Source organism: Dactylosporangium sp. NPDC048998 (assembly GCF_043197855.1).
Classification (GTDB): Bacteria; Actinomycetota; Actinomycetes; order Mycobacteriales; family Micromonosporaceae; genus Dactylosporangium.
Map to the genome: position 1 here is coordinate 105363 of NZ_JBICTV010000005.1, position 20712 is coordinate 126074.

At 73.8% G+C, this 20712-nt stretch carries 20 protein-coding genes; 14 read left to right on the plus strand and 6 right to left on the minus strand.

Annotated features, from left to right (window positions below):
* Nucleotides 1–8: 8 nt before the first annotated feature.
* Genes ACGFI8_RS14220 through ACGFI8_RS14235 form a run of 4 tightly spaced genes read left to right on the plus strand, consistent with a single transcriptional unit; the run spans nt 9 to nt 3506 of the window.
* Complete coding sequence (locus tag ACGFI8_RS14220; RefSeq protein ID WP_392804285.1) at nt 9–773, plus strand: crotonase/enoyl-CoA hydratase family protein; 765 nt, start codon at nt 9–11, stop codon at nt 771–773.
* 5 nt (nt 774–778) lie between these two features.
* Nucleotides 779–1741 (plus strand): threonine/serine dehydratase, encoded by a 963-nt coding sequence (locus ACGFI8_RS14225; protein ID WP_392804287.1) that lies wholly within the window; start codon nt 779–781, stop codon nt 1739–1741.
* 30 nt (nt 1742–1771) lie between these two features.
* Nucleotides 1772–2317, plus strand: a complete 546-nt coding sequence (locus ACGFI8_RS14230; RefSeq protein ID WP_392804289.1) for a QsdR family transcriptional regulator — start codon at nt 1772–1774, stop codon at nt 2315–2317.
* Between the two features lie 4 nt (nt 2318–2321).
* On the plus strand, nt 2322–3506 hold the full coding sequence (locus ACGFI8_RS14235) for an FAD-dependent oxidoreductase (RefSeq protein ID WP_392804291.1): 1185 nt from the start codon (nt 2322–2324) through the stop codon (nt 3504–3506).
* A gap of 38 nt (nt 3507–3544) precedes the next feature.
* On the opposite strand, the gene ACGFI8_RS14240 is transcribed toward ACGFI8_RS14235, so the two are convergent.
* Nucleotides 3545–3745, minus strand: coding sequence for a hypothetical protein (locus tag ACGFI8_RS14240; RefSeq protein ID WP_392804292.1), 201 nt, complete (start codon nt 3743–3745; stop codon nt 3545–3547).
* 58 nt (nt 3746–3803) lie between these two features.
* Nucleotides 3804–4496, minus strand: coding sequence for an ArsR/SmtB family transcription factor (locus ACGFI8_RS14245; protein ID WP_392804294.1), 693 nt, complete (start codon nt 4494–4496; stop codon nt 3804–3806).
* Nucleotides 4497–4561: 65 nt separating this feature from the next.
* Between ACGFI8_RS14245 and ACGFI8_RS14250 the strand changes: the two genes are divergently transcribed.
* Both ACGFI8_RS14250 and ACGFI8_RS14255 read left to right on the plus strand, forming a co-directional pair.
* Entirely contained in the window at nt 4562–5185 is a 624-nt protein-coding gene (locus tag ACGFI8_RS14250; protein WP_392804296.1) for a hypothetical protein, read from the plus strand.
* A complete protein-coding gene (locus ACGFI8_RS14255) occupies nt 5182–5904 on the plus strand; it encodes an isocitrate lyase/phosphoenolpyruvate mutase family protein (RefSeq protein WP_392804298.1) in 723 nt (240 codons plus the stop codon). The genes ACGFI8_RS14250 and ACGFI8_RS14255 overlap by 4 nt, the downstream gene beginning before the upstream one ends.
* Here the strand turns inward: ACGFI8_RS14255 and ACGFI8_RS14260 are convergent.
* Nucleotides 5894–6910: a LacI family DNA-binding transcriptional regulator gene (locus tag ACGFI8_RS14260; RefSeq protein ID WP_392804300.1), complete on the minus strand. Its 1017-nt coding sequence runs from the start codon at nt 6908–6910 to the stop codon at nt 5894–5896. The genes ACGFI8_RS14255 and ACGFI8_RS14260 overlap by 11 nt on opposite strands.
* Before the next feature lie 79 nt (nt 6911–6989).
* Here ACGFI8_RS14260 and ACGFI8_RS14265 point away from each other — a divergent pair, with 79 nt between their 5' ends.
* The 3 genes from ACGFI8_RS14265 to ACGFI8_RS14275 are packed head-to-tail and all read left to right on the plus strand — an operon-like array spanning nt 6990 to nt 9678.
* The gene (locus tag ACGFI8_RS14265) at nt 6990–7688 is read left to right on the plus strand and encodes a cupin domain-containing protein (RefSeq protein ID WP_392804302.1); all 699 of its coding nucleotides are present in this window, start codon (nt 6990–6992) and stop codon (nt 7686–7688) included.
* A gap of 8 nt (nt 7689–7696) precedes the next feature.
* Nucleotides 7697–8848 carry a Gfo/Idh/MocA family protein gene (locus tag ACGFI8_RS14270; RefSeq protein WP_392804304.1) on the plus strand — a complete coding sequence of 384 codons (1152 nt, stop codon included), beginning with the start codon at nt 7697–7699 and terminating at the stop codon, nt 8846–8848.
* Between the two features lie 26 nt (nt 8849–8874).
* On the plus strand, nt 8875–9678 hold the full coding sequence (locus ACGFI8_RS14275; protein WP_392805361.1) for a sugar phosphate isomerase/epimerase family protein: 804 nt from the start codon (nt 8875–8877) through the stop codon (nt 9676–9678).
* Between the two features lie 3 nt (nt 9679–9681).
* On the opposite strand, the gene ACGFI8_RS14280 is transcribed toward ACGFI8_RS14275, so the two are convergent.
* The 3 genes from ACGFI8_RS14280 to ACGFI8_RS14290 form a co-directional block, all read right to left on the minus strand.
* On the minus strand, nt 9682–11091 hold the full coding sequence (locus ACGFI8_RS14280; RefSeq protein ID WP_392804306.1) for a serine/threonine-protein kinase: 1410 nt from the start codon (nt 11089–11091) through the stop codon (nt 9682–9684).
* A gap of 317 nt (nt 11092–11408) precedes the next feature.
* Nucleotides 11409–11873, minus strand: a complete 465-nt coding sequence (locus tag ACGFI8_RS14285) for a MarR family winged helix-turn-helix transcriptional regulator (RefSeq protein ID WP_392804308.1) — start codon at nt 11871–11873, stop codon at nt 11409–11411.
* Nucleotides 11874–12539: 666 nt separating this feature from the next.
* A complete protein-coding gene (locus ACGFI8_RS14290; protein WP_392804309.1) occupies nt 12540–13307 on the minus strand; it encodes a DUF72 domain-containing protein in 768 nt (255 codons plus the stop codon).
* A gap of 195 nt (nt 13308–13502) precedes the next feature.
* Between ACGFI8_RS14290 and ACGFI8_RS14295 the strand changes: the two genes are divergently transcribed.
* The 5 genes from ACGFI8_RS14295 to ACGFI8_RS14315 all read left to right on the plus strand — a co-directional run bounded on the left by ACGFI8_RS14295 (nt 13503) and on the right by ACGFI8_RS14315 (nt 20609).
* Nucleotides 13503–13628, plus strand: coding sequence for a hypothetical protein (locus tag ACGFI8_RS14295; protein WP_392804311.1), 126 nt, complete (start codon nt 13503–13505; stop codon nt 13626–13628).
* Nucleotides 13629–14057: 429 nt separating this feature from the next.
* Complete coding sequence (locus ACGFI8_RS14300) at nt 14058–16826, plus strand: ATP-binding protein (RefSeq protein WP_392804313.1); 2769 nt, start codon at nt 14058–14060, stop codon at nt 16824–16826.
* A gap of 581 nt (nt 16827–17407) precedes the next feature.
* On the plus strand, nt 17408–17662 hold the full coding sequence (locus ACGFI8_RS14305; RefSeq protein WP_392804315.1) for a DUF6412 domain-containing protein: 255 nt from the start codon (nt 17408–17410) through the stop codon (nt 17660–17662).
* Nucleotides 17663–18358: 696 nt separating this feature from the next.
* Complete coding sequence (gene yidC / locus ACGFI8_RS14310; protein WP_392804317.1) at nt 18359–19303, plus strand: membrane protein insertase YidC; 945 nt, start codon at nt 18359–18361, stop codon at nt 19301–19303.
* A gap of 172 nt (nt 19304–19475) precedes the next feature.
* Nucleotides 19476–20609 carry an inositol-3-phosphate synthase gene (locus ACGFI8_RS14315; RefSeq protein WP_392804319.1) on the plus strand — a complete coding sequence of 378 codons (1134 nt, stop codon included), beginning with the start codon at nt 19476–19478 and terminating at the stop codon, nt 20607–20609.
* Nucleotides 20610–20712 lie beyond the last annotated feature (103 nt).

Consider the following 20712-nt stretch of genomic DNA (forward strand, 5'->3'; position numbering starts at 1 on the left):
TGGTCGGCATGACCGTTCGAGTTGAGCGTCGCGACGCGGTGTGGACCGTCGTGCTGGACCGGCCCGAGACCCGCAACGCCGTTGACCGGCCGACGGCCGAGGCCCTCGCGGCGGCGTTCCGGGCCTTCGACGCCGACCCCGCCGCGGCCGTCGCCGTGCTCTGGGGTGCCGGGGGCACCTTCTGCTCCGGCGCCGACCTCAAGGCGGTCGCCGACGGGCGCGGCAACCGCGTCGAGCCCGACGGCGACGGGCCGCTCGGGCCGACCCGGATGCGGCTGGGCAAGCCGGTGATCGCGGCCGTGTCCGGGCACGCCGTCGCCGGTGGCCTGGAGCTGGCGATCTGGTGCGACCTGCGGGTCGTGGAGGAGGACGCGGTCTTCGGCGTGTACTGCCGGCGCTGGGGCGTCCCGCTCGTCGACGGCGGCACGGTACGGCTGCCCCGGCTGATCGGCGCCGGCCGGGCCCTCGACCTCATCCTCACCGGCCGGCCCGTCGATGCCGCCGAGGCGCACCACATCGGCCTCGCCGACCGTGTCGTGCCCGTCGGCACCGCGCGCGCCGCGGCCGAGGAACTCGCCGCGGGGCTGGCCGCCCTGCCCCAGGCCTGCCTGCGCAACGACCGCCTGTCGGTGTACGACTCCCTCGGCCGCGGCGTCGAGGAGGGCCTCGCGATCGAGTACGGCTACGGCGCGGACTCCCTGGCCCGCGGCGCGCGCGAGGGCGCGGCCCGGTTCGCGGCCGGCGAGGGGCGCCACGGCGCCGGACTAGGGTGATCGGCGTGGTGAACAGGACTGACATCGAGGCGGCCGCGGCGCGCATCGGCGGCTACATCCGGCACACCCCGGCGTATGAGGTGCGCCCGGGCCTGTGGTTCAAGCTGGAATTGCTACAGCACAGCGGGTCGTTCAAGGCCCGCGGCGCGTTCAACCGGATCCTCGCCGCGGCCGAGGCGGGCGCGCTGCCCGAGGCCGGGGTCGTGGTCGCGTCCGGCGGCAACGCCGGGCTCGGCGTCGCCTATGCGGCCGCCCGGCTCGGGGTCCGAGCCGAGGTCTTCGTGCCGCTGACCGCCCCCGCGACAAAGGTGGCGAAACTGCGCGAGTACGGGGCCGAGGTGCACCAGCACGGCCGGGAGTACGCCGAGGCCAACGCCGCGTCGGCGATCCGGGTCGCCGAGACCGGCGCGCTGTTCGTGCACGCCTACGACCAGCCCGAGATCGTCGCCGGGCAGGGCACCCTCGGGCTGGAGCTGCCGGCCGCCGACACGGTGATCGTCGCGGTGGGCGGCGGCGGGCTCGTCGGGGGGATCGCGGCCGCGGCCGGCGACCGGGCGCGGATCGTGGCCGTCGAGCCGGCCGGCGCCCCCACCCTGCACGCCGCGCTCGCCGCCGGCCGGCCGGTGGACGTGCCGGTCGACAGCGTCGCCGCGGACTCTCTCGGTGCCCGCCGGATCGGCACGATCGCGTTCGATATCGCCGTACACCACCGGGTGGAAAGCCTGCTCGTGCCCGACGAGGCGATCGTCGAGGCCCGCCGCCGGCTGTGGCACGAGCACCGCCTGGCCGTTGAGCACGGCGCCGCGGTGGCCTTCGCCGGGCTCGACCTCGTCGAGGACCCCGGCACGGCCGTGGTCGTGCTGTGCGGTGCGAACACCGACCCCGCGACCCTGTACGCCGAGCGGGCTCATGCCGTCACCTCCGCTGCGCTCCGGCAGCGGCACGAGCTGAACCTGCGCTCCCAATGAGCGGCCCCTCCGCTCCGCTCCGGACCGCTCATGCCGCCGGATGAGGTCTTCGACGCGGCGCTGCGGCGGTTCCTCGCCCAGCAGCGCGTCGACATGCGCCTCCTCGCCGCCGAGCTGGGTATCGGGCGGGCCACGCTGTACCGCCGGGCGGGCGCGCGCGACCAGGTGCTCGGCCACGTGCTGTGGTACCTCACGGAACGCAATCTTGAGCGTGCGGTCCGTCACGCCGACGGGCTGCGCGGGCCCGACCGGATCGTCGCCGTCATCGGCCACTTCCTCAACGCGGTGAAGGACCAGCCGAGCCTGCGCCACTTCCTGGCCGCCGAGCCCGAGGCGGCGCTGCGCATTCTCACCTCGAAGCGGGGCGTGGTGCAGGGCCGCGTGGTAGACCATCTGGAGGGGCTGCTCACCGAGGAGATCGAGGCCGGCGCGTTCGCTCCGCGGCTGGACGCGCGCACGCTCGCGTTTGTCCTCGTGCGGATCGGGGAGAGCTTCCTGTACGCGGACGCGATCGCCGACGGTGAGCCCGACGTCGAGCAGGCCCTGCAGGTGATCGGAAGGCTGTTGGAGGGCTGAACCGATGATCGTCAAGGCCGACGTGTGCATCGTGGGCGGCGGGCCGGCCGGGCTGGTCCTGGCGCTGCTGCTGGGTCGCCGGGGCGTGGACGCCGTGGTGCTGGAGAAGCACGAGACGTTTCTGCGCGACTTCCGCGGCGACACCGTGCACCCCTCGACGCTGCAGCTCATGGACGAGCTCGGCCTCGGCGAGGAGCTGGAGCGCCTGCCGCACCGGATCCTGCGCCAGATCCAGATCACGTACGACGGCGGGACGTTCCGGCCGGTCGACTTCGCGCGGCTGCGGGCGCCGTATCCGTACGTCATGATGCTGCCCCAGTCGGACTTCCTGGAGCTGCTGGCCGAGCACGGCAACTTCGCGCTCTACCGCGGCGCCGACGTCGTCGGGGTGCGCCGCCGGGACCGCCGGGTGGTCGGGGTGACCGCCCGGACCGCGGAGGGCCCGGTCGAGGTGGACGCCCCGCTGACCGTCGCCTGCGACGGGAGGCATTCGACGGTACGCCGGGAGCTCGGCCTCAAGTCGAAGGTCTTCGGCGCGCCGATGGACGTGCTGTGGTTCCGGCTGCCCCGCGAGCCCGGCGACCCCGAGGGCCTGGCCGGCCGGGTCGACGAGGGGCGCCTGTTCATCGGCATCGACCGCGGCGACTACTGGCAGATGGGCTTCGTCGTGCCCAAGGGCGGCGACGAGCAGGTCCGCGCGGCCGGCCTGCCCGCCTTCCGGGCCGCGATCGCGGACAGCGTGCCCTACCTGGCCGGCCGCGTCGCCGAAATCCAGGACTGGGACCGGGTGCGGACGCTGACCGTACGGATGGACCGGCTCTTCCGCTGGCACGTGCCCGGCGCCCTGCTGATCGGCGATGCGGCGCACGCGATGTCGCCGGTCGGCGGCGTGGGCATCAACCTGGCGATCCAGGACGCGGTCGCCGCGGCCCGTGTCATCGGCGCGGCGTTCGAGCAGGGCCGCCCGCCGACGGAGCGGGAGCTGGCGACGGTACAGCGGCGCCGGTCGCTGCCGACGGCCGGCACCCAGCTGGTCCAGCGCGCCCTGCAGCGGGCCATGCTGACCCGGGCGCTGACCGGGCACCCGACGACCCCGCCGCTGCCGGTGCGCCTGCTGGACCGCTACCCGGCGCTGGGCGCGATCCCGGCCCGGGTCATCGGCGTCGGTCTTCGCCCCGAGCACGTCTGAGCGGGTCCCCGGGCGCCAGGGCGGTCAGCGGCGGGCGGTCAGCGGCGGGCGTAGCGGCGTCGGCGGTACGAGCCGAAGCGGCCGGCCGTCCAGGTGCCGGCGCCGGCCAGGTGCAGGGCGATGCACAGGAAGCCGGCCAGGCTCAGCGTTCCGGCGTCGAGGATCGGGCCGGTGCCGGCGCCGAGCAGGTCGATCAGCAGGGCGACCGCGAACAGGATCGCGGCGATCACAGCGAACACGTCAGCCTCCGGGGGAGCAGCGATGCGTTGAGCGCTGTCTACCCAACGGCGCCAAAAGCTAATCGATGCCCAGCAGGTCGTGGAGGCCGGCGAGGCCCGCCGGGGTGACCTTCACGGCCCGGCCGGTGCCGATGCGCACCACCCAGCGCTGCGCCATGAACCGCTCGCACAGCCGGGCGCCGGCCACGCCCGCGAGGTGGGGGCGGCGCTCGGTCCAGTCCAGGCAGCCGCGGGCGAGCGGGCGGCGCTGGCGCCGCAGCCCCGCCGGGTCGATGCCGGCCTCGGCGGTCAGCCAGGCCAGGCCCCGGTCGGTCAGCGCGAAGCCGGCGCGCTGGTCGAGCAGGCCGCGCGCGGTCATCGCGTCGGTCACCGCGACGCCGAGCTCACCGGCGAGGTGGTCGTAGCAGGTCCGGGCGCGCTTCATGGCCGCGGCCGCGGTCGCCTGGCGCAGCCCGTGGGCCGGCGTGCGGGCCGGCGTGAGGTGCGCGGAGAGGTCCTCGATGAGGTGCGCGGCGGAGGCGTCGGCGAGCCTGACGTACCGGTGGCGGCCCTGACGCTCCTCGGCGAGCAGCCCGCCGCCGATCAGCTGGTGCAGGTGCTCGGTCGCGGTGGAGCGCGCGACGCCGGCGTGCGCGGCCAGCTCGCCCGCGGTCCACGCGCGCCCGTCGAGCAGCGCCAGGCACATCGCGGCCCGCGTCTCGTCGGCGAGCAGGTTCGCCAGCGAGGCCAGGCCGGCGGCGTCCGTGGTCATGCCTCCATCGTTCCCCCTAGACGGTTCGGCCTCCACCGAACGGTCGCGGCCGTAGTGTCGGCGGTATGCGAACCGTCACCGCCGAGGTGCTGTCCGACCTCGCCTACCGCGTGCCCGAGGCCGTGCCCGCCGGGCCCGCCGCCACCGGCATCGGCTGGCTGCGCGGCGCCGTGAGCCGGTTCTGCAACGGCGGCGAGCACGAGCGCCGCCGCGCGCTCGTCGCCGGCCTGCTCGCCGGGCTCGACGCCGAGGCGCTGCGCGCCCCGTACGACGGGCATCCGGTGGCGCGCCTGGCCCGCGAGCTCGGCGTCGCGGAGGCGGTCCTGGGGCCGGTGACCGACGACGTGCGGATCGCGGCGTCGGCGTACCAGACGGGAGACGCTTGCGCCGACCCCGCTGTCGACCGGCTCGTCGCCGCGTTCGGCGGCGCCTACGACGAGCGCACCGCCGCACACATCGCGCTGCTGGTGCAGGCCTGCGACGCGACCGCGGCGCTGATCTCGCGGTCCCGCACCCGGCCGATCGCCGACGTGCTGCGCGACGACCCGCCGGTGCCGTCGACGCGGCGGGTGGCCCCCGACGGCGAGGTCGTGCTCGTCTCGCTGGCCGGCGCCCCGTTCGGGGCCGGGCCGCGCGCCTGCCCCGGCCGGGAGCATGCCCTGGCGCTCGTGGAAGGAGCCTCGCGATGACGCCGTTCGCCGCCCTGCACCGGCCGGGCGATCCGCTGCTGCTGCCGAACGTGTGGGACGTGGCCGGCGCCCGGGCGCTCGCCGCGGCCGGGTTCGCCGCGGTCGGCACCACCAGCCTCGGCGTGGCCGCGAGCCACGGCCTGCCCGACGGCGAGGACGCCGCCGTACCGGAGACCCTGCGGCTGGTGGCGCGCCTGGCGCCGCTGGGGCTGCACGTCTCGGCCGACATCGAGCGCGGCTCGGTCGCCGCCGCCGTGACGGCCGCCGAGGCCGGGGCCGTGGGCGTCAACGTCGAGGACGCGATGTGCGATCCGGAGGTACACGCGGCGCTGATCCGGGGCGTCAAGCGGGAGGCGCCGGAGCTGTTCGTGAACGCGCGCACGGACACGCACTGGCTGCGCCCCGGCGACCTGCCGGAGGCGCTGCGCCGCGCGCGGCGCTACCAGGACGCCGGCGCGGACGGCATCTTCGTGCCGGGTGTGTCCGATGCATCGGAAATATCGGCTCTTGTCGAGGCGCTGGACGTGCCGCTGAATGTGCTGGCGCAGGCCGGCGGTCCGGTGCTGCCCGAACTCGCGGGGCTGGGCGTGGCGCGGGTCAGCATGGGCTCGCTGCTGTTCCGCGCCGCGCTCGCCGCCGCCGTCGAGACCGCCGAGGCGGTACGCCGGGCAGAGCCCGTCCGCGCCGGCCTGCCCTCGTACCAGGACGTCAACGGCTGATCGCCGGCCGGCTGCTGGCCCGGCGCACCAGCACGGCCGGGACCGGCTCGGTGCGCGAGGCCTCGCCCATGTCGAGGGCGAGGGACATCGCGCGGGCGCCCATCTCGGCCAGCGGCAGCCGCACGGTGCTCAGCGCCGGCGTGACGTCGCGGGCGATCGGCATGTCGTCGAACCCGATCAGCGAGATCCGCTCCGGTACCGCGATCCCGCGCTCCCGCAGCGTGCTCAGCGCGCCGACCGCCATCGAGTCGTTGAGCGCCACGATCGCGGTCAGGTCGGGGGAGGCGTCCAGCAGCGCGGCGGTGGCCTCGGCGCCGCCGTCGCGGTCGAACCCGGCGTACGCGATGCGCCGCGCCGGCACCGTCCGGCCGAACTCGCGGGCCGCGCGGCGCAGCCCGGCGAGGCGGTCCGTGGTCGTGGTCAGCACCTGTGGGCCGGCGATCACCCCGACCTTGCGGTGCCCGCCGCCGAACAGCTCGGCGCCGGCGAGGTACCCGCCCTCCTCGTTGGCCGGCATGACCGCGTCGCCGGGCAACTCGTGCCGGCCGATGACGCTGACCCGGCCGCCGGTGCGGGTGTACGCGGCGAGCTTGCCCTTGAGCGCCTTGGTGAACGCCGCGTCGTGGTAGCCCGAGCCGGCCAGCACGATCGCGGCGACCTGCTGGGCGCGCAGCAGCTCCACGTACTCCAGCTCGCGCGCCGGGTCGCGGTAGCTGTTGCAGATGATCACGAGTCGGCCGTGCGCGGTCGCCACCTGCTGCAGCCCGCGGGTGATCTCGGCGAAGTACGGGTCGGAGACGTCGTGCACGATCACGCCCACCGCGGTGCGCTGCGCCCGCGCCAGCAGCTGGGCGTGCGCGTTCGGCACGTACTGCAGCTCGTCGACGGCCCGCAGCACCCGCGCGCGGAGCTCGTCGGTGACCAGCTTCGTGCTGCCGCTGATGATCCGGGATGCGGTGGCCGGTGACACGCCCGCACGGCGGGCGACGTCGGCGAGCGTCGCCATCGTGCACTCCTCTCCATTGACCCGCGCTCAGCGTACCGGCTAGCCTCAGGAAAGCGGTTTCCTGAATCCGGGGGTTGCCATGAAGTCCCATCTGCCCGGCGCTGTCGGCGTGTCGCGGCTGTCGGTGTACGACACCACCGCGCCCGACGGGCTGCACGGGGGCACGCCGCACATGCACCTGACGTGCTCGGAGGGCTACGTCGTGCTGGCCGGCTCGGGGCACGTCCAGACGCTGTCGGGGGAGGGGTACCGCGAGACCTCGCTGACACCGGGGACGGTCGCCTGGTTCCGGCCGGGCACCATCCACCGGCTCGTCAACGACGGCGGCCTGCAGCTGGTCGTGCTGATGCAGAACAGCGGCCTGCCCGAGGCCGGCGACGCGGTGCTGACCTTCCCGGCCGACATCCTCGGCGACCCGGAGGTGTACCGCACGGCGGCCACGCTGCCCGGCGGGCCGGACCCGGCGCCCGCCTACCGCCGCCGCGACCTGGCCGTCACCGGGTTCCTGGCGATGCGCGCGGCCGGACCCGGGGCGTTCGAGGACTTCTGCCGTGCCGCCGCCGCGCTCGTCGCACCCCGGCTGGCGGACTGGCGGCGGCGCTGGGAGGCCGGCGCGCTCGACGCCGCGCTGGAGACCGGGCGGCAGCTGGACGCCCTGGAGAAATCGGAGATCTCGTACCTGGCGCACGGCGGCGTGTCCGTGCTGACCGAGCCCACCGAGCGGGGCAAGCACGGCATGTGCGGCCTGCTCGAGACCTACGTCCCGGCTTCGGCCTGAGGAGACCCGTGAACCGCCTTCCGATCGGCATCGTGCTCAACGGCGTGACCGGCCGCATGGGATACCGCCAGCATCTGGTCCGCTCGCTGCTGGCCATCCGTTCCGACGGTGGCCTGCCCGCCGCCGACGGCCGGCGGATCTGGCCCGAACCGGTACTGGTCGGGCGCAATGCCGCCAAGCTGCAGGAGATCGCCGAGCGGCACGGCCTCACCGACTGGACGACCGACCTCGACGCCGCGCTCGCCCGCGACGACGTGCGGATCTACTTCGACGCGCAGGTGACCCAGCAGCGCGAGAAGGCGATCCGCGCCGCGATCGAGGCCGGCAAGCACATCTACACCGAGAAGCCCCTCGCCGACGACACCGCCGCCGCCGTCGACCTGTGCCGGACCGCGCGCGCCGCCGGCGTCAAGCACGGCGTGGTACAGGACAAGCTCTTCCTGCCCGGCCTGCGCAAGCTGCGGCGCCTCATCGAGGGCGGTTTCTTCGGCCGCATTCTGTCGGTGCGCGGCGAGTTCGGCTACTGGGTCTTCGAGGGCGACTGGCAGGCCGCGCAGCGCCCGTCGTGGAACTACCGGGCCGCCGACGGCGGCGGGATCGTCGTCGACATGTTCCCGCACTGGCAGTACGTGCTGGAGCGCCTCTTCGGCCCGATCCGCTCGGTGCAGGCGACGGTGGCCACCCACATCCCGTCGCGCGTGGACGAGAACGGCGTCGTCTACGACGCGACCGCCGACGACGCCGCGTACGGCACGTTCGAGCTCGAGGGCGGCATCATCGCGCAGATCAACTCGAGCTGGGCCGTCCGCGTGCACCGCGACGAGCTCGTGGAGTTTCAGGTCGACGGCACGCACGGCAGCGCGGTGGCGGGCCTGCGCGAGTGCCGCATCCAGCACCGCGGCGCCACCCCGAAGCCGGTCTGGAACCCGGACCTGCCGGCGACCGAGCGCTTCCGCGAGCAGTGGCAGCTCGTGCCCGACAACGAGACGTTCGACAACGGCTTCAAGGTCCAGTGGGAGCGGTACCTCCACCACGTCGTCGACGGCACCGCGTTCCCGTGGGACTTCGCGGCCGGCGCGCGGGGCGTGCAGCTGGCCGAGCTCGGCCTGGAGTCGGCCCGCACCGGCCGGCGCATCGCGATCCCGGCCCTCGATCTGTGAATCGGCCGGGAGGCCCTGTGAGCGACCTGTCGCGGTTCTCGCTGAACCAGGCGACCACCAAGCGATGGCCGATGGAGGACACGGTCAAGGGCTGCGTCGCGGCCGGCGTGCCCGGCGTCGGGCTGTGGCGCGACCAGGTCGCCGCGTACGGCGTTGAGCGCACCGCCGGCCTCGTCCGCGCCGCCGGGCTCGACGTCACCACGCTGTGCCGGGGCGGCTTCTTCACCGCCGAGGACTGGCGCGACGACAACCTGCGCGCCATCGACGAGGCCGTCGCGCTCGGCGCGCCGGTGCTCGTGCTGGTCAGCGGCGGCCTGCCGGAGGGCAGCCGGGACGTCGACGGGGCGCGGCGGCGCATCGCCGACGCGATCGGCGAGCTCGTGCCGCACGCCCGCGCGGCCGGGGTACGACTGGCGATCGAACCTCTGCATCCGATGTTCGCGTCGGACCGTTGCGTGATCGCCACGCTCGGCAACGCCCTCGACATCGCCGAGCCCTACCCGGCGCAGACCGTCGGCGTCGCCGTCGACACCTACCACCTGTGGTGGGACGACCAGGTCTGGGCGCAGCTGGCCCGGGCCGGTGCGGCCGGGCGGATCGCGTGCTTCCAGGTCGCCGACTGGATCACCCCGCTGCCGGCGGGGGTGCTGCTCGGCCGCGGGCTGCCGGGCACCGGCTGCGTGGAGCTGCGCCGGTTCCGCGAGGCCGTCGACGCGGCCGGCTACGCCGGGCCGATCGAGGTCGAGGTGTTCCACGAGGACGTCTGGTCACGTCCCGGTGAGGAAGTGCTCCAGGAGACCATTCGCCGGTACCTGGAGCACGTCGCCTGACCGCTACTGGCTGATCGGCAGCGCGTCCACGCCCGCGGCCGGCGGGGCGATGGTCTCCGTCGTCGGCGGCGTGGTCGTCGGCGGCGCGGTGGTCTCCGTCGGCGGCGGGTCCGCCGTCGTCGTGGCCGGAGTGGTGATCGGCGTGCTCGGCAGCATCGTCGGCGTCACCACGGTGCCGTAGGTCGTCTGGGTGGGGGCCGGCGTCTGCGCCGCGTTGGTCGGGTTGCCGATCAGCGTCTGCGTCGGGCCGCCGCCCGGCCGGCCGCCGCCGCCCACGGTCGCTTGCGGGCCGGGCTGCGGGGACAGGTTGGTGGTGACCTGGTCGCCGCCCGTGGTGCCGTGGTGGTTGTCGGTGCCGGGGCTGCCACCCCTCAGGTCCGCGGTCGTCTCGGCGGCCGCGAAGACCAGGGCCAGCGCCATCGGTACCGCGATCGCCATCGACGTCACGCGCCGGCGCGACATCTGCGACGCGCCGCGCAGCCAGCGGCGCTGCACCGGGACCGTGACGGCCTCGAGGTCGTCGATCGCGAGGCCGAGCAGCAGCTGGCGGGCGTCGGGGCGGTCGGCCGGGTCGCGGCTCAGCGCGGCGGCGACGAGGTCGCGCACCGGGTCGGGCACGCCGCTGAGGTCGGGGTCGCCCTCGAGGATCTTCCAGGCGCGGGCGGCCGCCTCCTCCCCGCCATACGGGTGGCGGCCGGTGGCAGCGAACGCGACCAGGCAGCCCCAGCCGAAGATGTCCATCGCCGCCGTGGGCTCCTCGGCGCGCAGCTGCTCGGGGGAGGCCCAGCCGAGGCTGCCGACGATGTTGCCGGTGCCGGTGATGTCGCTGGCGGCGTCGAGCGCCCGGGCGATGCCGAAGTCGATGATCCGGACGCCGCCGAGCGTGACCATGAGGTTGCTGGGCTTCAGATCCCGATGTACGAGACCGACGTTGTGAATCGCGGCGAGCGAGGCCGCGACGCCGAGCGCCACGCTGTGCAGCATCGCCGGGTCGAGCGGGCCGTCGTCGGCGACGAGCCGGGACAGCGGGATGCCCTCCAGGTATTCGGTGACGAGGTAGGGACGCTCCTCGTACACGCCGGAGTCGAGCACCCGCGCCGTGCAGAACCCCGGCACCCGCTGCGCGGCGCGCACCTCGCCGGCGAAGCGCACCCGGAAGCGGGGGTCGCGGGCCAGGTGGGCGTGGACCAGCTTGACCGCCACCCGGGTGCCCTCCGGGGACTGCGCCAGATAGACCGTGCCCATGCCGCCGACGCCGAGCTGGCCGAGCAGCCGGTAGTCGTCGATGCGGACCGGGTCGTTCGGGGTGAGGTCGCCCACGATGGCGCGCCTGGCGGGCGCGGCCGAGCGCAGCGGCGGCAGGTCCGGCGTGCCGGACTCGCCGGCGTCGTCGCGCTTGCCTGCCTCGGTCATCGGGGTCCTTCCACGGTCTTTCGTCGCTGCCAGGGGTGTGCGGTGCGTCCGGAGCGGCCCGGGGTGCTGTTCACGTGCAGTCTGGCCCTTTCACCCCGAGATGAAAAGACCGCGCTGGATGCAACCCTCGTGCCCGTTCGGACACCATTGTGCGCCGCAGCACGCCCTCGTCGCTGCCCCGACAGTAGTCCAGGAAACGCCGTTCGTCCGCGCCGGAGGTCACACCTGTTATGGCACTGTTCTGGTCTTCTACCAACGACCGGGGTGCCGAGAAATGACGCTTCTCCCCTTAACGGGGCCATTTGGACAATGCGCGGCTAGCGTGATCGCTCCAGGTGATCGACGAGTCCACGCAACGCAGCCGTGACCAGGGCGAGCTGGGCCGGCTCCAGGTAGGACAGCGCGAACGCCTCGGCGGTCTGTGACTCCGGCAGCAGCTCGCGGATCAGCCGGTGCCCCTTCCGCGTGAGCTGCAGCAGCACCAGGCGTCCGTCGTCGGGGTGGTTGGTGCGCCGCATCAGGCCGCGCCCGGACAGCGTGTCGACCACGCCCGTGAGCGTCGCCTTCGAGATGCCGGCCTGCTCGGCGACGTGCCGGGTCTCGATCCGCCGCGCCGCCCAGACCGTGCGGAGCACCACGAAGCCGGTCCAGGTGAGCTGCCGCGGCCGGAGCACCTCCTGCTCGACGTGCTGCCGCACGGCGTTGGCGGCGCGGTGCAGGTGCAGCACGGCCTCGGTCGCCCCGGTGAACGCGCCGCCGTCCCGGCCCACGGTTGCGGTCACCGTGTCGTGCGCCGTCGTGCGCGAGCCGACACAACCCCGTGCTTGCCCATATGGGCGGCCCCCCTCCGGTCCCACATCGAACACACAGAATATCGGGAACGTGCCGGTTCCGTTGTCCCTTGATCACGCTGAGCGATCTCCCGGCGACCCTCCGGGTGCATGCTTTGTGGCATTCACCGCCTTTGTCCGGCGGTTCTGCCGGATATCCGATGAATTGGAACTTCTTATGGTCTTGGGAGACCGGTCGGCGTGCGTCCGAGGTTCCGGTCGCACCTCCACTGCAGGAGAGTCGGGGTCCGGCCCGCCTGATACATCGGTCCCGCCCGGCACGGCGTGGGTCGCGTTGCCCGACGCGCCGTCGGGCGCGCGGAGGTCGCGGCCGCCGTCAGCGGCACCGTCGCCACGGTCGAGAATTTGGACACCCGCACCCACGCCTGGTCGGCGGGGCGCCTCCGCCGGTTCTGCCGGTGGTTCTGCCGCCGTTCCTGCCGGTTCGCGGTAGCGCTCCGTAGCGGGCATCCCCTCGGCGCGCGGGCGTCGCGGTGGCGGTCAGCGTGACCGGTCGTCGGGGCCGCGGCTGAGCAGGCGGCGGCGTTGCCACACCAGGAACGTGAGGAACGCGGCGATCAGGAAGACCACGCAGCAGAACTTGGCCACGGTCGAAGACTACGACCACTGCGGCAGCCGGGCCGGGGCGCGGCCGACCGTGAGCCCTCGCCGCTCGGCCAGGTGGGCGAAGGCCACGGCGTCGGCGACGGCCGCGCAGCCTTGGTCGTTGTTGAAGTACACATAGGTGGAATGCTCTTGGAACGCCTCGGCGAGGCGGGCGGTCCAGGTGTCCAGTGCCGCGCGGCCGTATCGGGGCCAGGGGGTGCCGCGGCCCTCGTGCAGGCGCAGGTAGCCCCAGCCGGCGGTGCGCCACAGCGGGGACTGCGGGCGGCCCTTGCGGTCCGACCAGCACAGCGCGGCGTCGTGTGACTGCAGTACGTCACGAACCTCGCCGTTCCACCAGGAGTCGTGGCGCGGCTCGACGGCCACGCGGACCTCGCGCGGGAAGGCGTCCAGGGTGGCGTCGAGCGCGGCCGGGTCGGCCGGCAGCGTCGGCGGCAGCTGCAGCAGGATCGGCCCGAGCTTGCGGCCCAGGCCGGCGGCCCGCTCGAGCAGGCGGGCGACCGGCTCCCGCGGCTCGTGCAGGCGCTTGATGTGGGTGAGGTACCGGCTTGCCTTGACCGTGACCACGAAGTCCGCGGTCGTGCGCGTGCGCCAGTCCTCGAACGTGGCGCGCTCGGGCAGCCGGTAGAACGCGTTGTTCACCTCGACGGTGTCGAACGCCGCCGCGTAGTGCTCCAGCCACAGACGGTGCGGCACATCGGGCGGGTAGAAGCGGCCGCGCCAGTCCTTGTACTGCCAGCCGGAGGTCCCGATGCGCATCATGTATCGACCCGTTCCCCGGCGAGGGCGGCCGTAACCTGCGGCGATGCGGGATGACTAGATGGGCCTAGGGATACGTAGACGCGTCGGGGTGGCCGACTACGTATGTCGGCCCGGCTGGATTACGTAAGCGATACCGATGGGACGCGGACCTTACTTCGACAGGATGGGTGCACAAGGTTGGAAGGGGATCTGGAGATGAACGTTCACGACGGTCTGCTCACCGAGCTCGTCCGCCAGCGCCGGCTGCACATGCTCGACGAGGCCAAGCACTGGTCAAGCCGCGTGAAGCTACGGCGCCGCAGCGACGGCGTAGCCACCTGACCGGCGAGACCCGCACGACCCGAGCCGCGGGGGAGTACAGCCTCGGTGCGCCGCGCGGACCACACCCCTCCTGGTGGTCCGCACGGCACGCCGGGGCTGTGCTGGTTTCCGGGGTCGTCGGCCGTCCGGGCATGACTAGTCAGCGGCGCGATGACTAGACCGGCCCGGGCGCCGAAGATACGTAACAGGTGCGGATGGCACGGGCTCCTTACCGCGACAGGATTGGGTCACAAGCACGGAATCACCAGGCCGAGGAGTCGAGATGATGCACCCCGTTTTCCTGCACAGCCAGCTCAAGCACCGTCAGCAGGGCCTGCTCGGCCTCGAGCTGCGCGACCGGGCCGCCGTTCGCGACGAGCGTCGTCCGTGGTGGCGCAGGTCGCGTCCGTCACAGCCGGTGCACCGGCCTCCCGCCGGTAGGCTGGTTGCGTGCGGGCCAGCCGTAGCGGAATGAGCCAGGTGATGGTCGGCCGCGACGACGAGCTGCGCCGGTTACGCCGCCTCGTCGACGGGTCCGAGCCTTCCATCGCCATGCTCGGCGGGGAGCCGGGCATCGGCAAGAGTCGTCTGGTCCAGGAACTGATCGCGGGGCTGCCCGAGACGGTTCCGGTGCTCGACGGGCAGGCCGATCCCGGCACCCTCAGCCGCCCCTTCGAGGTCCTGCTCGACGCGATCGACAGCTGTCGCCGCTCCGAGGGCCTCGAACCGGAGCCGCTGCGGATCGTCACCGACGCGTCCCGCTCGATGATCGACCGGATCCAGGCCGGCCTGGAGATCGTGCGGCGGCTGACGACGCCCGGTTCGTCGATCGTGGTGTTCGAGGACCTGCACTGGGCCGACTCGGAGAGCGTCGCGCTGTTCGAGCGGATCGCCGAGCTTCCCGGCAGCCGGCTGCTCATCGGCACCTACCGGCCCGACGAGGTCACCCGGCGGCACCCGCTCGCCGACCTGCTGACCCGGCTCGAGCGGCGATACACGGTGACCAACGTGCGGCTTGAGCGGCTCAGCCTCGCCGACACGTCGATGTTCATCAAGTCCGCCACCGGCCGCCCGCCCGCCTACCGCACCGCGCTGTCCCTGCACAACCGCACCGGCGGCAACCCGTTCTTCCTCGAGGAGCTGCTCAAGGCCAACGGCGACGGCGACCTCGACACCCTGTGCGACCGGCCGCTGCCGTGGAACGTGGCCGAGGCGCTGCGCCGGCAGCTCGACGACCTCGACGACGCCGAGAAGCGCATCGTCGAGGCCGCCGCCGTGCTCGGCCGCAAGGTCCCGTTCGACCTGCTCGCCGCCGTCACCGGCTTCGACGAGAACGAGCTCATCGACGGCCTGCGTGCCCTGGTGCGCCGCGGCCTGATGGTCGAGACCGGCGACGACGAGTTCAGCTTCCGGCACGCCCTGACCCGCGAGGCGCTCGTCGACGAGATGCTCGCCAGGCAGCGGCGCCGCCTGCACGAGCTCGCCCTGGAGACGCTGCTGTCCACCGGCAGCAGGGACTACGCGCTCGTCGCACACCACGCCCGGGGCGCCGGCCGCTATCTCGACATGGTCGAGGCCGCCCGCCGAGGGTTGCACGTCTACATGGCGATGGGCTCGCCGTACCAGGCGCTGCAGCTGGCCGAGATGGGCCTCGACGAGCTGCCCGACGACGTCGAGCTGCTGTCCTGCGGCGCGCGGGCCGCGTGGCTCGCCGGGCTGCTCGACGACGCGCAGGAGCTCGGCCGCCGGTGGCTCGACGCCGCCGCCACCCGCGAGGAGCGCGCCGACGCCCTGCGCCTGCTGGTGCGGCTCAGCTGGGAGATCGGCAGCAGCACCAGCATGCAGGAGCGCGCCGCGCAGCTGCGGGCCGAGATCGCGCATCTCGACGACGGGCCGGCGAAGGCGCATGCGTTCGCGGCGATCGCCCAGGCGTACATGCTGCACGACGACACCGAGCGGGCCGTCGCGTGGGCCGACATGGCGATCTCCCTCGGCGAGGAGCTCGGCCTGCCCGGGGTCTGGCTCGCCGGCAAGGTCGAGAAGGGCTCCGCCCTCGTCAACGTCGCGGCCGGCGTCGAGGACGGCATCAAGCTGCTCAACGAGGCCGCGAAGGAGGCCGAGGACGCCGGCGAGTGGCTGCTGGCCGCCCGGTCGCTCAACAACCTCTACAACCTGCTGCCCGGCGGGCCCGCCGACTGGGCCGCGGCGCTCGAGCGGATGCGCACGTTCGCGGAGCGGGCCGGGTTCGAGTCGCTGGCCGTCGCCGCATACTTCCAGGGCCGCGCCCGGCTCGCCGTCCAGGAGGGCAACCTCGGCGTCGCCATCGCCGAACTGGAGGCCGCCCGGCGCCGCGACCGGGGCCTGCTGCGCACCCGCAACGGCAGCGACTACCACGGCGTGCTCTTCGCCGGCCTGCTGCTGGAGGCCGGCGAGCTCGACAAGGCCGACATCGTCCTCCGCGGCCTCATCGAGCAGTCCAGCGACGCCTACACGATGCTCACCCAGACCTCGGTCCCCGGCCTGCAGTTCCACCTCGCCTGCCGCCTCGGCCGCGCCGACCAGGCCCGCGAGCTGCTGCGCACCGTCCTCGACGCGGTCCGCGTCACCGGCGTCACCGGCCGCGATTTCGCACACGACCTGATCTCCGCCGGCCTGTCCGCGAGCCTGACCGCCGACGAGCTGCGCCCGCTCGCGGCCGCCATCGACGACCCGCTGTTCGACGACGCGTACCGCTGGCTCGCCGACGCCCAGATCGCCGAGGCCGCCGGCGACACCGCCGACGCGCTGCGCCTCTACCGCGCCGCCGTCGCCGAGCCCACCATGCTGCTGCCCGCCCAGCGCGGCACCGGCCACCTCGGCGCCGCCCGCTGCCTGCTCGCCCTGGGCGACCCGGAGGCGGCCCGCGACCAGGTCCGCGCCGCCGAACCGCACCTGGCCCGCTGGGCCGGCTGGCGCGTGGCCGAGCTGACCGGCCTGCGCGGCCGCCTGGGCCTGGCCGCCCCGGCCACCGCGGGCTCCGGCGACCAGGCCCTCACCCCGCGCGAGCGCGAGGTCGCCGTCCTGCTGGCCGAGGGCCTCACCAACGCCGAGCTCGCCCGCCGCCTGTACATCTCACCCCGCACCGCCGCCGTCCACGTATCGAACATCCTCAACAAGCTCAACCTGGAGTCCCGCACCCAGATCGCCGCCTGGGTGAGGTCGCGCGCCACAACTTCCTGACCGCGCCCGCCGCAGCCGCCTCTCGAGCCCAGACCGCAGCCCGCGGCCTTGTGGCTTGGGGCCCGCGGCCGGGGGCTTGGGGCCGGGAGCCGATTGCAGCCCCGGCCTGGCCGAGAGCGGGTCCGTGGCCGGAGCCGGGCTGCGGCAGGGGCGGGTCGTGGCGGGAGGGAAGCCACGTCCGAGGCGCCGACGCGGCCGTCGACCTCGATCACCCGGTGGCAGGGGCGGGTCGTGGCGGGACAGGGAAGCCACTCCCGAGGCGCCGACGCGGCCGTCGACCTCGATCACCCGGTGGCAGGGGCGGGTCGTGGCGGGACAGGGAAGCCACGGGAGTCGTCGTGCGGCGGGGTTGGCTTGCGGCGGGCCTGGCTTGGTTGGCTTGCGGCGGCGTTGTCCTGCGGTGGCAGCTGGCTTGCGGTGGGAGTCGCTTGCAGCGGGGCTGCGGCGATCCGGGCGGCGACGGGTCGGGCGGCGGCTGGGCTGGCGATGGGGCCTGGGCTGCGACCGGGCAGGTGATTGTCGACGGCCCGGATGGATGCGGACGGCGCGGGGGGTTGCCCGGGCCGCGTAGCATCGGATGCATGTCGTGGTCACTGACCACCCTGTTCGCCGCGTGGGCCTCGGTCGTCACGCCGGCCGACGTCGTCGCCGTTGCGACGGCGGTGCTGGCCGCGCTCGCCGTCGTCCTCGCCGCGAGGCTTGTCGCCGGGGCGCCGGCCGCGCCCGCACGGCTGCGTGCCGTTCCGGCGCGCGCCCGTGCCGCCCGTGGCCACTCGATCCGCTCGGTCGACCCCGACGCGGCCGGTCGGCCGCGTCCTCGCGCCCCCGGAGTCTGACCCGCCGCGCGGTGGGGAACCGCGCCGTGCAGGTGCCGAACCGCGCCGCGCGGGTGTCGAACCGCGCCGCGCCGCGCGGGTGCCGAACCGCGCACCTGCCATGCCGCACCGCACCGCAACACGTGCCTTGCGATGCCGCAATGCCATGTGCGGGTTTCGCACCTTGACGTGCGGCTACTGCGATGGACGTGCGGGTTTCGCACCTTGACGTGCGGCGACCGCGATGGACGTGCGGGTTTCGCACCTTGACGTGCGGCGACCGCGATGGACGTGCGGGTTTCGCAGTGGACGTGCACGTGCTGCCGCGTGCGGGTTTCGCGACGGGCGTGATGGTGCCGCGGTGCCGCGTGTCCGGCGCGAGGTGACGTGCGGTGCGCGGCGTTGCCCCAACGCGCAAGAGATGCGTCTGTCCGGGAGCGGCCGCCAATTGGGCCGTTGGCATCGCGAGAAGCCAGGTCCGGGCGGCGCCGGCCGGGCCTGCGATCTGTGCCGACCGGCCGCCACGTTCTCCATGATCACGGAGCGGAAATGTACTAAGGAGCAGCACGTTCACTCCATGATCACGGAAAAGGCGAACTTCGTTGCCGGCTTCTTGACCGTGCGCTGATCCGTCCGCGCGCAGGTCGGGGTCGGGCTCATCAAACGCGCCGTCGGGGTGCGTCCGGTTGTTTCGTTGACCGAGAAGGGTCACGTTCCGTGGTTCATCATGTTCTCATCGTGCTGGCTGGGGTGCTCGGGTCTGTGCCGGCCGCCATTGTCGTTGCCACCCTCCTGTTGCGGGCCCTGTTGCTGCCGCTCAGTTTGCGTGCCTACCGTGCCGAGCGGGTTCGGGCCCGGCTTGCGCCGCGGATCGCCGAACTGCGCGAGCGGCACTCGCACGAGCCTGTCGTACTCGCCGAGAAGACCGCCGCGCTGATGCGAGGTGAAGGGTCCGGACCTTTTGCGGGGTTGCTGCCGTCGCTCGCCCAGGCGCCGTTCGTCTGGCTGTTGTACCGGGAGTTCACCGGGACCGCCATGCACGGGCACACGCTGCTCGGTGCCGAGCTCACCGCCCGGCTCGTCGGGCATCCGGCGCTCGTGGCCGGGTGGCTCGTCGTGGCCGCGCTCGCCGGGATCGCGCTGTGGAACGTGCGGCAGTTGCCCGAGGGGTCGCCCAGGTTCGTCCGGGCGCTGTCGTTCGGGACCGTCCTCTTCGCGCCGTTTGTGCCGCTCGCCGCCGGGCTCTACCTCGTCACCACCGGCGTCTGGACGGCTGCGGAGCGGTGGGTGCTCCGCCGGGCGCCGGCCGGGGAGCCGGGACGGCAAACCGACGGAGCCGGGCGGAAAGCCGACGGGCCGGGGCCGAACGCGGGCGGTCCGAGGCGAAAGGACGGCGGGAGTGGGCGGAGTGTTGCGGAGCCGGGGCGCAAGGGCGAGGAGAACGGGCGCGGTGTAGCGGCGCCGGGGCGCAAGGGCGAGGAGAGCGGGCGGGGTGTAGCGGAGCCGGGGCGGAAGGGTGGTGGGGAGAGCGGGCTGAGTGTCGCGGAGCCGGGGCGGCGGAAAGGCGGCGAGAACAGGCGGAAGAGGGGCGGGAGCGGGGGGAACGCCGCGGCGTTGGGGCGCGGAGGCGGGGACAGGGGGCGGGGAAGTCGGCGACGATGACCAGACTTTAGGAGTACTACGCCAAAGTTTTTTTGGTTTGGATAAAAGTTCGGTTGCCTATGGCGGAAGGCGGGGGAAGGGATCTAGGCTCGTAATCCAGCGACAATCGGCGATGTCGCCCCCACCATGAACTCCCTATCGTCACACGATTCCTCACCACTAGGAGGAGCCCGTGCGTACGGGTGTGTGGCTGGTTGGCGCGCGCGGATCCGTCGCCGTCACCAGCATCGTCGGCGCTGCGGCGCTGCGGGCCGGGCTGACCGAGCCGGTCGGATGCGTCACCGAGCATCCCGCCCTGTGTGGCGGGGCGTTACCCGGGTTTGCCGACCTCGTGTTCGGCGGCCATGACCTCGCCACGACCGGGCTGCTCAAGCGGGCCGAGGCGCTGGCCGCCGCCGGTGTCGTGCCGGCGCGGCTGGTCGCCGCGCTCCACGGTGAACTGGCCGCGGCGGACGAGGAGATCCGGCCGCTGCCGCACGCCGGGACCCAGAGCGGCGTCGCCGAGGCGATCGTGGCCGACCTGGCCGCGTTCCGCGAGCGGCACGGGCTGGAGCGCGTGGTCGTCGTCAACGTGGCGTCCACCGAGGCGGCCCCGGCCCCGCACCCGGCGCACGCCTCGCTGGAGGCGCTGCGCGAGGCGTTGCAGACCCCGGATGTCGTACTCCCACCGAGCTCCCTCGCCGCGTACGCCGCCCTGACCGCCGGCTGTGCGTACGTCGACTTCACCCCGTCGACGGGCGCCCGCCTGCCGGCGCTGCACGAGCTGGCGGAGCGGCAGCGCCTGCCGTACGCGGGCCACGACGGCAAGACCGGCGAGACCCTGCTCAAGTCGGCGCTCGCCCCGATGTTCGCGATGCGCCGGCTCAGCGTGCGATCCTGGTCGGGCATCAACCTGCTCGGCGGCGGCGACGGCGCCACGCTCTCCGAGCCGGCGGCCAACGCGGCCAAGTCGGCGAGCAAGCAGCGCGTGCTCGGCGAGACCCTCGGATACGTCCCGGACGGGCACACCCGCATCGAGTACGTGCCGGACATCGGCGACTTCAAGACCGCCTGGGACCTGGTCACGTTCGCCGGGTTCCTCGGCACGTCGATGCGCATGGAGTTCACCTGGCACGGCTGCGACTCCGCGCTCGCCGCCCCGCTGGTGCTCGACCTCGCCCGGCTGACGGCCGCCGCGCACCGCAGCGGCCGGGTGGGGCCGCTGCCCGAGCTGGCCTTCTTCTTCAAGGACCCGCTCGGCGACGTCGAGCACGGCCTGGCCGCCCAGTTCGAGGCCCTCGTCGCCTTCACGGCGAGCCTGCGATGAGCGGCGCCGCAGGCGGCATTCCGGAAATGTCCGGAAAATCAGATTTGGTCCGGACTCGTGCCGCGCGGTCGCATCCGAGCTGGCGGGACCTCGCGGAGCTGGT